11 protein-coding genes and 1 tRNA gene are annotated in these 13836 nt (G+C 41.6%); 3 read left to right on the top strand and 9 right to left on the bottom strand.

Annotation, left to right across the window (positions count from 1 at the left end):
- Positions 1–1248: 1248 nt before the first annotated feature.
- The 6 genes from ACAY00_RS04690 to ACAY00_RS04665 form a co-directional block, all read right to left on the bottom strand.
- A complete protein-coding gene (locus ACAY00_RS04690; protein WP_371377926.1) occupies positions 1249–1623 on the bottom strand; it encodes an ATP-binding cassette domain-containing protein in 375 nt (124 codons plus the stop codon).
- Positions 1624–1830: 207 nt separating this feature from the next.
- A complete protein-coding gene (locus ACAY00_RS04685; protein WP_371377924.1) occupies positions 1831–2835 on the bottom strand; it encodes a HupE/UreJ family protein in 1005 nt (334 codons plus the stop codon).
- 1 nt (position 2836) lies between these two features.
- A complete protein-coding gene (locus ACAY00_RS04680) occupies positions 2837–3688 on the bottom strand; it encodes a peptidyl-prolyl cis-trans isomerase (RefSeq protein WP_371377921.1) in 852 nt (283 codons plus the stop codon).
- Positions 3689–3845: 157 nt separating this feature from the next.
- Positions 3846–5792: a DUF3604 domain-containing protein gene (locus ACAY00_RS04675; protein WP_371377918.1), complete on the bottom strand. Its 1947-nt coding sequence runs from the start codon at positions 5790–5792 to the stop codon at positions 3846–3848.
- 324 nt (positions 5793–6116) lie between these two features.
- Positions 6117–6203, bottom strand: a tRNA-Leu gene (locus tag ACAY00_RS04670).
- Between the two features lie 120 nt (positions 6204–6323).
- A complete protein-coding gene (locus ACAY00_RS04665) occupies positions 6324–6998 on the bottom strand; it encodes a MaoC family dehydratase (protein WP_371377916.1) in 675 nt (224 codons plus the stop codon).
- A gap of 312 nt (positions 6999–7310) precedes the next feature.
- On the opposite strand from ACAY00_RS04665, the gene ACAY00_RS04660 reads away from it, so the two are divergent.
- Positions 7311–7805: an RDD family protein gene (locus ACAY00_RS04660; RefSeq protein ID WP_371377913.1), complete on the top strand. Its 495-nt coding sequence runs from the start codon at positions 7311–7313 to the stop codon at positions 7803–7805.
- A gap of 65 nt (positions 7806–7870) precedes the next feature.
- Here the strand turns inward: ACAY00_RS04660 and glnB are convergent, their stop codons facing one another.
- On the bottom strand, positions 7871–8209 hold the full coding sequence (gene glnB, locus ACAY00_RS04655) for a nitrogen regulatory protein P-II (RefSeq protein ID WP_371377909.1): 339 nt from the start codon (positions 8207–8209) through the stop codon (positions 7871–7873).
- Positions 8210–8534: 325 nt separating this feature from the next.
- Between glnB and nadE the strand changes: the two genes are divergently transcribed.
- Both nadE and ACAY00_RS04645 read left to right on the top strand, forming a co-directional pair.
- Positions 8535–9365, top strand: coding sequence for an ammonia-dependent NAD(+) synthetase (nadE, locus tag ACAY00_RS04650; RefSeq protein WP_371377906.1), 831 nt, complete (start codon positions 8535–8537; stop codon positions 9363–9365).
- Positions 9366–9385: 20 nt separating this feature from the next.
- Entirely contained in the window at positions 9386–9934 is a 549-nt protein-coding gene (locus ACAY00_RS04645) for a GspH/FimT family pseudopilin (protein ID WP_371377903.1), read from the top strand.
- 102 nt (positions 9935–10036) lie between these two features.
- Here ACAY00_RS04645 and ACAY00_RS04640 read toward each other — a convergent pair whose 3' ends face one another.
- Complete coding sequence (locus ACAY00_RS04640) at positions 10037–10354, bottom strand: TapY2 family type IVa secretion system protein (RefSeq protein WP_371377898.1); 318 nt, start codon at positions 10352–10354, stop codon at positions 10037–10039.
- 17 nt (positions 10355–10371) lie between these two features.
- Complete coding sequence (locus ACAY00_RS04635) at positions 10372–13836, bottom strand: pilus assembly protein (RefSeq protein ID WP_371377894.1); 3465 nt, start codon at positions 13834–13836, stop codon at positions 10372–10374.

Here is a 13836-nt window from a genome sequence, read left to right as displayed (position 1 = left end):
AGGTGGTATCAATACAACTATTCCACCACTAATAAGACTTACTTCCTGTTTATTTAGCTCTCTCATAAAGAGGCCTCCTTTTCCATGTCGTCTAAATAACAACGTTAAATAAGCTACAAAATCGAAGCACTGAAATGAATTTATAAGAACACCCAGTAGATAAAGTAGCTTTAATACATCATAGTATTGAGAATATAAACCTACTAACTCTTTTTAATAACAAAATATTCAAACTATATTAAGGGTGATATATCGAAAGTCAGACAAGGGGGAGATGACAGATGCGTTTCATTAACATTTGCCCCAGCTCTTCTTTAAAGTGAAATAAGCTATTAAATTTAGCTTTTAAAAAAGTATTTAAGAGAAATAAAAAATAGGTTTTCGCCAAATAACGCCTTGCGAAAAATTCCTAGAAATGTGTAAGTGATATTTTTGGAACGTCAAAAACAAAAAAACCTAGCAATAGCTAGGTTTTAATCATGGTACCGGAAGCCGGACTTGAACCGGCACGCCCGCAAAGGCAACGGATTTTGAATTTGGCTAAGCCGGCAACCAATGACTCAAAGTATTGACTTTATTAGTAATGACACTGTGTAAACTGTGTCAACAGTTTGTCACTTTGGCAAAACATCGTCTCGCTTCGGTAGCGCGCATCATAGCTCAATATTGCTTAGTACCGAGAATTTTTGAAACGGCATTTTAAAGCCAAGTAGTATGAAGATTATTTTATATAATTATTAACCTTCAAAACAACACGTTACAATACTTTTTTTATTCTAGGTATTCTCATTAGCGCTCGTTAAACTTTAGATTTTGCCCCGTATTTGTCCCTTTTAATATCTACCCCAGATTATTGCCGTAAAATATTCACGCTTTTTTGTTTAATGCGGTCGCTCCTCAAATTTGTGTAAGGATAGCGTTGCACTCTCCAATAGAATCCATAGCCATTTTCGGGCATAGGTAACGCCGCACTATGGATTGAGCAACGCCTCCACCTGACCTAAACCACTGCGCTGTATACATAAAACTCAACTTGAACCAAGAACGCCAAGCGTTGCGAATCTGTCTTAATCGCTTTTATATATTATTGTGAATCGACCAGGCTAACCTAGACAGTTTTTTGGTTCATATCATAGGTTTTGTCATAGTCAATTGCTGTGGATTCACTGTCATATTTAAACTAAACTTGTGAAAATCTAAATACTTTAATCAATTTTTCACACATTTATGCATATATCATTAAATATCTCAGCTAGCAGTTTTGGAGCATATATCGTTCAAATTTGTTAGCCTACCATTTTCTAAATAGTAAACCCGCTCCGCCATATTGATGGTTTCTTGGCGGTGGGCAATTATAATTCGAGTCATTGGTAAATGCTGAATCTGTTCACTGATCTTAATTTCATTATCTTTATCTAAATGGCTTGTTGCTTCATCCATAAACAAGACACAAGGAGATTGGTACAAGGCTCGAGCCACTAATAACCGTTGCACTTGTCCACCTGATAAGTTCGCTCCCATATCACCTACTAATGAGTCATATCTCATTGTTATGTTACTAATATCATCGTGAATAGCCGCTAAATGTTTGCTGACAAGCAAAAGACGGATAACAGCCGACATCCACCGTACTATCTATCGCATAGGTTAGTGTGGATGTCTATCCCCTAAAAAAGCAACAGTTGCGTTCATCTGTTGCAAAGGCTAACTATTCAAACCTATGCAAAGAGGATAGGCTAAATCTAGTCAGGAAGAATTTACAAATCCAAATCTAACTAAAAGGTATCTAGACAACTTAATGTCCATTCAACTCTCACAACGATCGCTCGTTTAACTCCAAAAACTCAAGGTTCGCTCAATTACCCAAAAGGAAGCGAGAGAGCCGATGACATAAGGAGGAACCCTCTGCCAAGCTTTTGAGAGGTTAACGCGGAGTTTTGATGCTAGCCATACCAACGACATATATGAGAAAACAAAAAGTAGCTGACCAATTTCAACACCAACATTAAATAGCACCAGTGCTGATGCCACGGCATTTTGCGGTAAGCCTATTTCGCCAAGAGCGGCAGCAAATCCAAGACCATGCAATAAACCAAAACTAAATGCGACTATCCACGGTTTTCTAAATGTCAGGCTGTTATGACCTTGCTTTACTTTGACAACTTCTAACGCTACAAACAAAATACTCAACGCAATAATGGCTTCAACAGGAGGAATGGGTATATCCACCACACCAAGCGATGCTAACGATAGGGTAATGCTATGGGCAATGGTGAAAAATGTAATCGTATAAATAAGTTTGCGTGTACTATCAATGAGTAATAACAGCGCAAAGACGAACAACAAATGATCAATACCAAACAGAATATGTTCAACGCCCAAAACAAAATAGGTTGTCGCGACATCCAACCAAGTGTCATTTACCGCGACAACATAACTGGGACTGTCAGGCGTTAATCGATGCATTACTTGGGCGCCGTTTTGATAGGCTATTCGTAATAGCACCTCTGTACTGGTTCTCTCCAAATTAGCAATGGTGACCGTTGCACCGTTTAACCCCTCGGAACGTGCAATGGTAAAAAATTGATTATGAGCAGTGCCGTCAAAGCCACCTAAAGGTTCGTTTAGCCGTTCGATTTCTGGATCAAAGACTACCTCCAGCGCTAACCGCATCTCCTCACCCCGAGCAGGCACTCGAAAAAATACATCATAAACACCGGCTTTGGTCTCGGTAAATTGCAAATAGGCTGGACGCAATTCATCTGCCTGTGCATAAGGTGACAATAACAACGCACCGAAAAGACATAGCGATAATAGTTTGTGATAAAACGACACGTTATCTGTCCCCTGTTAAACTGCTTCTTGTGGCGGCGGTCCAGCTAACGATGACATCGTATTCATCCAGCATTTTACGTTCGATATCTGCGCGAAGTATTTGCGTTTTTTGATACATCCAGTCTCGAGTGACCTGTTCCTGTACGTCTTGAAGGGATGGCAAGCCACCTGCTTGTCGTGCAGTCACCTTAACAAAGTGCACGCCTAAGCCAGATGTGAGTGGCTCGCTCCATTCATTTAGCGCCAACGTATCGAGTTTGTGAGAAAAATCCTTACCGAAGGAGCGGTCAACATTGAAGGCGGAGGCTTGATCAACCTTGTTAGGCAATAGTGATGCATCACCTCTTGGCATATAACTCTGTTGTAACGCCTTTTGTATTTGGGTAATTTTTGTTGTAAGTTTAGTATGTGAGCGGTCTGTAGAGATATAAATTTGCTCAAAACTATAACGGTTGTCTGTTCTATACTTGTCGGCATTTTGATGCAGATAAGCTTCAAGCTCTACCGTTTCAGGCTCTACCATGGAGGCTGCCGCCGATGTAAAAAATTCCATTTTTTGCCTAAGGCGCCGGCGGATCATAACATCATTTTTATCAATACCCATTTCTAGTGCTTGACGATAATAAATTTCCTCTAACACATAATCATCGATAATTTTTTTTAGCTCTTGCTCTGACGGTTGACGATTCCAGTTTTTTTCAAACATCGCGCTAAGGTGGTTAATTCGGCCATCATCAACCACGATACGTTTGTCACCACCTTGTTCGGGATTAACCACGGAATATAAAATAAAAAGAGCAACACCAATCAATAAAAAATGAAATAATGGCTCCCTAATAAAATTTTTATACATCGCTTCTCACTACCTAGGTTATTTTTTTAAATACCGGCTATACGGATAACACCTTGTTAACGCAGCGTATTACCGGTAATTTTTTTATGCAGTTAATTGCAAGCTTCAATTTTTGTTGCCAAAAAAGTGCCGTATGTCCTTGTGTTTATCATTTTCATTAACTTTTAGGCGTATACCAAATTGGTGACGTGTACGCGCGCTCTTGTGAGTATGTGGCAACACCTTCTGGTATTTTCACGCCAAACACTTTGGCGTCATACGCGATCCAAGTAGGTGTTGGAATTTCGATGACGCGCACGTAATAAAAAGCGCGTAACTTTGGATCAAACTCAGGATCCTGCCAAAAGGCACTTAGCACAGGATCACCAATCGTATTGTTGTACGATGCCTGTTGCACGTTAACCGTATTGCCGACGGGTTCAGGACTACGACCATCAACGCCGATTGTTCGTTCATCAGAGACCGCTACATCCCATATACGCTCCTGAGGATTGCCCTCGGCATCTAGCCAGCCTTTGATGATTTGCACTCTATCAAGGTTCGCACCATCGGGGTCGCGTAATGCGCGAATAAGAAATGACGGTGCTTTTTTTGCTGGTGCCGACGTTAAATCCCCCCCCATTGGCACACCTGCATCGTAACCATATTTGGCAAAATCAGATCGGAACAGGTCGTCTGCAGTAAACGAATAGCCGCCAAACACCCTCACACGAATGCGAGTACCCGTAGTCGCATATACTTCTTTTCGTTTTAAGGCATCCCATATGGCCTCACGGGTATTCTCTCGTGCCCACACGGCTGCTAAACCCGAGGCCAAGGCATCCATATGCTTTAAATCATCAGATGGGTCGTCTTCAGAAAAGCGACCGGTAATCGCTTCTTCAAATCGAACAGGATCGGCTGTTGGCTCTACCATGGCTACCTTGCCAAAAAAGTTGCTTTCTTGGGCAGTAGACAATGCAGTGTGTGCATCTGTCGATCCGACAACGCCAAACTTAAAGGGATTAACACCGAGTTGCTTTTCATAGGCCAAGCCACGTTTCCACGCCGAACGCGCATATTCCCGAGGTAACATATCAGGCGTTTTTCGTTGTTTGCCAAAACTCCCCTTGTCCCAGGTATAGTAATCAGCAAACTCATCGTTTGGCGACAACAACGGATGAGCTTCGCCATCCCCTTTAATTTGTGTAACCTCGTAAACGGGTTCCCACTTTTGTCTGCGCTCAGCGTAATCTGCATCGAGAGGTTTGCCAGATAAGGTAACATCATCAAACATCAAACCGTTTGAAAGGTTACCGTTGTGAGCAATTGCTAGCAAACTTCCGCCCGTTTTCTTTTCAAAGTCGTTCATCCAACTCCATAATACTTCGGGGTCGTCTGAATCGTAGGCACTTATTGGCACAATTTTATCCGCTAAATCCTTTCCATCACGAAAAATCACATTACGGTGCAAGTTATTGCCATCTGGCCCTGACGTCCATTCAAACCCTATCAACGCGGTAAACGCACCAGGATCATTATGCTCTTCTGCGGCTTTTGTGATCCGTTTCCACATTGTTTCACCAAAGCCGGTTCCCGCCATAGGGTCGCCACCGCCAGGGGTATTCACTGCGCCAAACCATTGAATGTAAGCTTCAAGACGGGCATCTTGAGTACGAGGTTTAAATGTTTGAGCAATAGTGCGCCCCCACTCATTTTCCTTTAATACCGGATTATCTTCTTCCAGAGCAATGGGCAAGCCTAAATTTTCGGCATGGTCGGTAACCACTAACCAATCAAGCGGGCGTTGCAACCTAGCTCGTAAGCCATTAGAGGAAACAACGGTTTCACCTTTGGCAAAACGATAAGCATCATCTGGGGTTGTGGTCGCACCTACTAGCCCCGCATCAGCAGAGAAAGCGGTGTGTAAATGTGTATCGCCAAAAAGCACTTGATTTGGATAATCGTCATCTGGATACGGCGAGTATTCAACTTTTTTTAATGAAGGTGGCGGAGAGTCGGTAACAGCTAAGATTTGTTCTTCCGTGTTTTTAGCATTTGCATGACACGTAACTGTGAGCAAAAGCGTAGCTGTCAAGCCCGCTGATTGTTTAAGGAATTTCATGTGGCACCTATTCGTTTATTTAGCCGTTGACACATATTTACTTTTATAACTTCTAATATAGTTTAGATGTAAAAATAAAGTTCGTCACAACCCTAAACAATTTGAAAGCACTTTAAGATAAGCCCCCTTCCTTAACGTAATGGGGTAATAGGCTATTAGAAGTTTTTCAACTTAATTTCGGTAGTTAAATGCTGAGGACAAAAAAGGGAAAGAAGTCAGAGTGTGGCAAAAAATCGTCTCACTTCGAGGTTGTCACTGAGGACTATGTGATAATTGGGGAACCCCAAAAACTAAAAAACCTGCTTAAAATCAGCAGGTTAATTATGGTACCGGAAGCCGGACTTGAACCGGCACGCCCGCAAAGGCAACGGATTTTGAATCCGTCGTGTCTACCAATTCCACCACTCCGGCAACACGTGCTCAACATTAAGTTGATGAGGGCATTATAGAGAAGATATTATATGGTGCAAGTGTTTTTCTTTTATTTAAATCCGAATGCTGATTTTTCAAACAATATGGTGTTTAACTCGACTAGAAATATAAACGTAGGACGGTTTCTGCGACACAACCTAAGCGTTTGCTGTTTTCAACTTCGATGCTCATTTCGTTTATCACTTCAATGCTTTTTTTCATTGGCACCAGACCAATTAATTTGGTTCTTACCCGCACTCTTGAGCCCGCTTTTACTGGAAATGGAAATCGTACTTGGTTCAAGCCAAAGTTAATCACCATTCGTGCTTCTGGATAGGGATTGTTTTTTGGATTGACGGTATCTGAAAGTTTTGGCAATAAAGACAGCGTTAAAAAACCGTGCGCTATTGTCGATTTAAACGGAGATTCCTTGGCGGCGCGCTCTGGGTTGGTGTGAATCCATTGATCGTCCCCCGTAACTTGGGCAAATTGGCTGATGCATTCCTGATCTATGGTAAACCATTCACCCAGGAAGGTTTCTTGCCCTAGTTGGGCTTTTAATTTTTCGTACATCGCTGCGGCTTCAGGGGTTTGAACCACAGGAGTATCATTTTGTTGTTCGCAAGGCTCTTCGGTCTCATTAATGCCAATTCGACTAAGCCAAGGATTATTTAGGGTATTAAATAAAGGTACGGTGATTTTATCGTTAAATAAATCCGTTAAATTCCGAAATTTCGAATCCAACTTAGCCTTAAATTGCTCATTCTGTTCACGAATAAACTCTACCACATTCATAATAACTTCCTCTTAAAATACTCCAATGGCTTAAAAAATCGAAATCAAACTTCCATGTTGTTGAAAAGTCAGTGTGATCTAATCTTAATCAGCAAAAAACGATGTCATTATTGTAATCCTATATTGTTATTTAACAAAGCCGACAAGTCAGAACCATTAAGCGCAAATGAAGAGGGATTTCAGGATCAAAACAAGAATACTCTATTAGCTGCTTTCTTTTGCTGTAAAAAGCAATTTTTTGACGAACTTATTTGGGCTCTTGTGCTCTCAATGTTACACTAATCGCCAATTTTTTTATGAGTTCAAAAAAATATGTCTGACACGCTTTTTCCTCGTGCCGGCTTTCGTCGTCGCTTGGGTTCTTATATTTACGACTTTTTGTTATCAATTGCTGTATACATGTGTGCAGGTGCTATTTCGTTTGGTGTTTTTGGCTTATTGTTTGCTCAAGGCATCATAGCTCATCAGGGGTTTACTCATGCCAGCGACCTACAGCAAAACTCTCTATTTTATAGCTCTATTATTTACAGTTGGAACCTATTTTGGGTGGCGTTCTTTTTTGTTTATTTTTGGCAAAAAAGCGGTCAAACCATTGGCATGCGAGCTTGGCGCCTGCGTGTTCAAAACCAAGGTGGCGGGTTAATTTCATTTGCCACTGGCTGGAAACGCATTTTATTTACCTGCTTAGGATTAGGTAATTTGTGGGTGCTGTTTGATCGTAAAAATAAACTGGCTTTACAAGATAAGTTTACTCAAACGGAAGTGGTTGTGCTTACACTCGAGGCCAATCGAGCAAGTTTAGGGTAATACAAAGCCAAGCTAGGCTTGGCTTTTTTGTCGCTATAAACTGGTTAGGCTAACTAAAGTGGCTGCTATAGCGCTTCTTCGTTTTCTTCACCGGTGCGAATTCTTATAACACGCTCGACATTGCTGATAAAGATTTTACCATCGCCAATTTTACCGGTTTGTGCCGTATCAGTGATGCATTCAACACATTTTTCAACTTCACTGTCTGCAACCACGATTTCAACTTTAACCTTAGGCAAAAAGTCAACCATATACTCTGCCCCGCGGTACAGTTCAGTATGACCTTTTTGACGACCGAACCCTCTTACTTCAGAGACTGTCATCCCCATAATATTGACTTCGGCTAACGCTTCGCGAACATCATCTAACTTAAATGGTTTAATAATAGCTTCTATTTTTTTCATTTTGTTGCTCTCAAAACATGTTGTTATTGTATTTTGTCACATCATACCCATTTGTCGATATAAATGCATTGATGTTATCAGAAATTGTAAATTAAATTACCGATGTTATCGACGTTCATACTCCAGAATTTGCCTATTCAAAGTAGAGCGCAAAGTAGAGTGCATAGCTCAATAGATACAAATCTGAAAAAAACAGTTAAAACGTACTAAAAATACGACGAACAAGGCGTTTTAATACCACAATTTAGATATTTTCATTTGTGTTCAGCCTTTGCCCTGTTTATCATTGTAAACCAATTATTTAATCATTCTCAAAGGCAGTTAGATGAATCGAGAAGCCATTATCGCCGAAATGAAGGTACTTCCTCAAATAGACCCGAAAACCGAAATTACCCGACGTGTTGATTTTATTAAAGAACAGTTAATTAACTCTGGTTTAAACCATTTAATTCTTGGGATCAGTGGCGGTGTAGATTCTTCAACTTGTGGTCGATTAGCCCAGTTAGCCGTGAACGAGTTAAACCAAGAACATGGTGGTGGTTATAAGTTTATTGCAGTGCGCTTACCATATAACATTCAAGCAGATGAAGACGATGCCCAATTGGCACTGGACTTTATTCAGCCTTCGGTAACGGTTTCAGCCAATATTATGAAAGGTGCTGACGGCATTCACGAAGAGGCGGTAACCGTGCTTGAGGAAGTGGGCTTACTCGATGCCGACGATAAACGCTTAGACTTTTCTAAAGGCAATGTTAAAGCGCGTACTCGTATGGTCATGCAATACCATTTAGCCGGTATTTTAGGTGGTCTGGTTATAGGTACCGATCATAGCGCTGAAAACATTACTGGATTTTATACGAAATGGGGTGATGGGGCCTGTGACATGGTGCCATTATTTGGTTTAAATAAGCGTCAAGTTAGACTTTTAGCCGCAACGTTAGGTGCACCTGAAAAACTAATCACTAAAGCGCCTACTGCTGATCTGGAAGAATTAGAACCAGGTAAAGCAGACGAAAATGCTTTGGGCTTGACCTACAACCAAATTGATGATTTTCTTGAAGGTAGAGATGTACCGGCAGAAGTATCCGCCAAACTGATTGATATTTTTAATAAAACACAACATAAGCGTAAGCCTATTCCAAGCATTTACGATTAATCTCGGTTTTGGAGCATTGTATGCGAGCACATAAAGGATTTTCATTAATCGAATTGATGGTTACCCTAGCGGTTTTTGGCATTATGATGGGGATCGCGGCGCCTAATTTTAATCAGTTTTTAATTAAAATCAGGGTTGACAATCAAATCTCTGAAATGCAAAACATGATCCTAAGTGCTCGTAATACAGCGATAAACTCTGGTCATACGACTATTTTATGTCCCTTGGATATAAATGGTGTTTGCACCGATAATTGGGGCAGAGAGTTGTCGGTTTTTACCGATCTTGACAACAATGGCAAATTTAATGACTCGGATACCTTAATCAAGATTAAAGATGCGATTAACAGTAACGACATTGCCCTTTTTACCGGGAGCATCATCAGTTACTCACCTACCGGTAACAGTAACTTGAGCAATCTCGTTCAGTTTCACTACTGTCCTGAATCGAAGCTACGCCATTCTCGAGGCATTGAAATTTCTCGTACCGGTCGCAGTGTCGCCAGCACGTACATAGAAAGCGCTAAAAAAGAGTTGTTTCGCAGCGGTGATAGCATTCGCTGTAGCTAAAGAGCGAAAGCAAAGCCAGTAAATCTAAGGCTACTGCAATAAATTTAAGACAACTGCCAATAAAAAAGCCCGTATTAAACGGGCTTTTTTGTGCACAGCGTTTTATCTTGGTAACGCTTTATCTAATTCTCGTGCTTGCCGACTAGAAAACTTTTTCGTTTTTTCTACGCATTCAAACACTTTATATACTTCACGAGATCGAGGTGATAGTTGAGTTTCAATTTTTCGTCCCACCAACATGTGTGTTAAAAGCGAAATATTTTTTCGTTTCACATTGGCCATGGCAATGGTGCGATTGCCTCCAAATACTTCAACAAAACATTTGGTATCAACAAACTGTTCGTTTCTATCAGGTAATGGCTGAGCCACCATAGTAAATGGAAACAAAGTTAAGCTTAGCCAGGTCAATGATTTTTTCATCTGTACGACGCCTTTCGTTAGTGGTGCTCTTTAATAAACATGTAAGTGCGCATGGTTTCTAAACTAATGCCTTGAATGGGTTCATTACAACCAAAACCATCACAAAGCGTAATAGTCCCAGTACCGTCACCAATCCCCACCCCAATGAATTTCATCACATTATGGCCATCATCCGAATGCGGTACAACCAAGGTTGGGGTATCTGGTACCCGGTCGCCAATATCCAATTTGCGCCAATTAAAAATATTGGTACCAAATTCCAAATTAAGGGCGTATAACGAGCCCAAACCGGTGCTTAAAGCACAACTGTCAGCGGCAACTTCAACAGATGGTGAAAAGGTCGTGTAATAAGCCACACCAGCAACAACCGTTGGCGCTGCTAACGACTTTTCACCAGTGCCAACAAGGTCAACATACCAGCCTGAAGATGCACTAACGGCTATATCGAGCGCTTCTTTATCGGCAAGGTCGGTAAAGGTTTGACCATAAGGGTTGTCGGTATAATCGTACAAGTCATCCATTACAATAGGGCTTGGTCTATCATCGCCTAAGTAAGACTTAGTGATCACGTTTGGATCTTTAAACATAAATAACCGGTCTTGGTTATCGGTTGCTTGTGGGTTGGTTCTATCGCCAGAGCCAACAAGAATCGACTCAAATGGTTTTTTATAGCGAATAACTTGGGTTTGGGTATTACCTAGGCCATCATCAACAACTAAACTTTCTGTCACGTCCATGTAGGTTCTGGCTAATGCGGGTTCGCTCATAAAGCGTCTATCTTCTAATTGGAGATCGCCACCAACCGAAGCCAATTTATAATAAGTCCAAGGCGTTGTTAAATGAAAAGGATCAGCTCCTGGCATATCGACCCGCCAAAGGTTACCACCAGTATCCGCTAGATAAACTCGATCAACCATGCCATCTGAGTCGCTGTCTAATAATGCAGGCGAAGCAACAATACTATCATCCCCCGTAAATGGGGTATTGGTTCCTGTTTTTAACCCGGGGGTTAAACTCCAGATCAATTTACCGGTTTGTGCATCGAGCATGTACATGCCCATTCCTACGGTATCGCCAATACCAACAATGGCGCTGTCTTTATTGGTATCGTAACCCGCACTAAAAAACACGGTTGGACGGGGAACACCTGACTGAATATTGGCTTTTGAATAGCCTATTTTCATTTTTGACCAAGATTGCCCTAAGAAGCCAAAGCGGGAGTCGTTCGCATCAATTTTCCACATGAACTTTGGATTATCCGGATCGCTAACATCCAAAGCGTAAAAGCTGCTACCTCCTCGACGCAAACCAAAGAACATCCATGCGATATCACCATCTAAATGGTTTATCTCACCATTACCGTTTTTATCTTGCAAATGCACCGTGGCTAAACCATCAATGGCGTAAACTTTTTCGGTTTGGCTGTCGCTCCCTCGTAACAGTCGATAATCTGGGAAAAACTCTTTAGGCATAAACGCCCAGTTTTCTTTTACCGTATCGCCCTCGTCTTCAAACATATGCAGAGCACCAGAGTTGGTCCCGACAACAATGCGCACATCTTGATCGGTTGGGCTCCCACCGTAGTTTATGACTAAAGGTTTAAAGTGCAGAGGATCGCCAAAAATAGTTTCGCGAGACTCTAAAATCACATCGTCAGCGTCTTCATCGTCAATATCAAACCCCATGCCCCAATGAAGTGTATCCTCGATGGCCGCGACATCGGCACCAAGCCCCATATATAAGGCCAATGCGGCTTCACTGCCATATGAACTTACCGCGGCTGACTTGGTAAATGGTACCAAAGCATTATTACCACCTAAGTCACTAAAAATACGTCGATTTGAGGCATTTTGGAGGACTTCGCTAACCCCGCCTTGTTTGACGTCGTTACCGTCGGAGCGATTGCCATTATCAGACCAAAACGTTTTTGCGTTATTAGCAATATTCCCCTGAATGTCTATGGCTAATTTTCCTTCACGGTCAATTTGTTGATCGTTAACCAGCTTCAGTTTTTTTAAGTTTCCACGCCAGCGACTGCCTTTGTCTGGCAAGAACATGGCGTAATAAACCGAGTCAAGTGTTTCGGTTCTGTCGTAGTTATTCGAGGCAATCGATGGTGCGGTAAAACTGGTGTCTAATTGTAGAATCTCCAAAATAGCCGATTGCAATGACGTCAACAACTGAGTGGCATCGGTCGCAGGGTAATACTGCCCGCCACCATTAATGGCCGCACGGTATAACAGTTGTCCGGCTTCATCAATCGCTCGTTGACCAAAGCCTATAGTATAAAAAGTTGAATGTTGATCGCCTGGAATATTCGGATTAATGTCCTTGGTTTTCATCCAATGCGATAATGCCGGTAAATAATTATAAGCGCCATCTATATACATCCGCTTACTGGAGTCAAAACCGGCGAGGTTATTGGCAAACCAACTGTTTAACTCGGTATCTTGGGTAGGCGCACCATCGGTGATCATAATGGTGTATATTTCATTTGAACAATTGGCAAAAGGCGATGTGTAATTACCCGACGTTTGAATACTTGGGGGTTGCTGAGTGCCCCCCTTGGCACCGTAATAAACATTTTTGCCACCAAAATACTGACTGGCTTCAAACAAAGTTTCACAAAGCGGAGTCCAATTTTCCGCTCTTAAACTGTTTAGCTTGGCTAAGAAATCAACTTTATTGGCCCCATCATTGACCGACATATCGGCAATATCGAACACCACTCGACCGCCGGCATCGGTATTAAAAACCATCAAACCATAATCAACACCTGGGGATGATTCGATTAATCGAGTAACCGTCTCTTTAGCAATATCAATACGCGAACGCGATAGGCCAACATTATTATCTTGTAAAAACTGTAAATACTCTTTGGTATATAAGGTGTAGGCTCGTCCTTTGTGAAACAGGTTTTCTATTATTTTACTTTCATTTGTGGTGTAAGGTTTTAATGAGCGATCATTGGTTGGGTAGCCAACGTCATAACCTGATGAGTTGGCATCAATTGAATTAACGATATCGTCTAAACAATCAACGGTGTCAATCGAGGACTCATTGGCATAACCATCGTTGCTTAATTCTTGCCATTTCGTATTACGACCACCCGATGCATACTTTCTCAGTTTACCGGTGTAAGTCCCCTGCTGCTTTAAAATATCACGACTAAAATAACACCCTAGCTTGGACGCTCTAAAACGACGACGAGTTTCCCCAAGTGTTGGCATATCATTGGTTGGGTTATGGGTATAATAAATCCAATCACTGTCATCAAGAGCACTGGTGCCGGTAAAGTCAACCTCATAGGTTTCCATTGTGCTCATACTTCCCGAATTATCAAAAATAATCAGCACTTGGGGTTTGGTTGCCGAGCGTTGTACCTCATTACCGACGTACAATTCGATATCCTCAGCAAACACTGACGATATAACCAACAATAATGTAATAAAGGCTTGAGCCCTGAAAATAATGCGTTTCAA

Origin of the sequence: Thalassotalea sp. 273M-4, assembly GCF_041410465.1 — a bacterium.
Classification (GTDB): Bacteria; Pseudomonadota; Gammaproteobacteria; order Enterobacterales; family Alteromonadaceae; genus Thalassotalea_A; species Thalassotalea_A aquiviva.
This window is presented reverse-complemented; position numbering and strand designations above follow the sequence as displayed.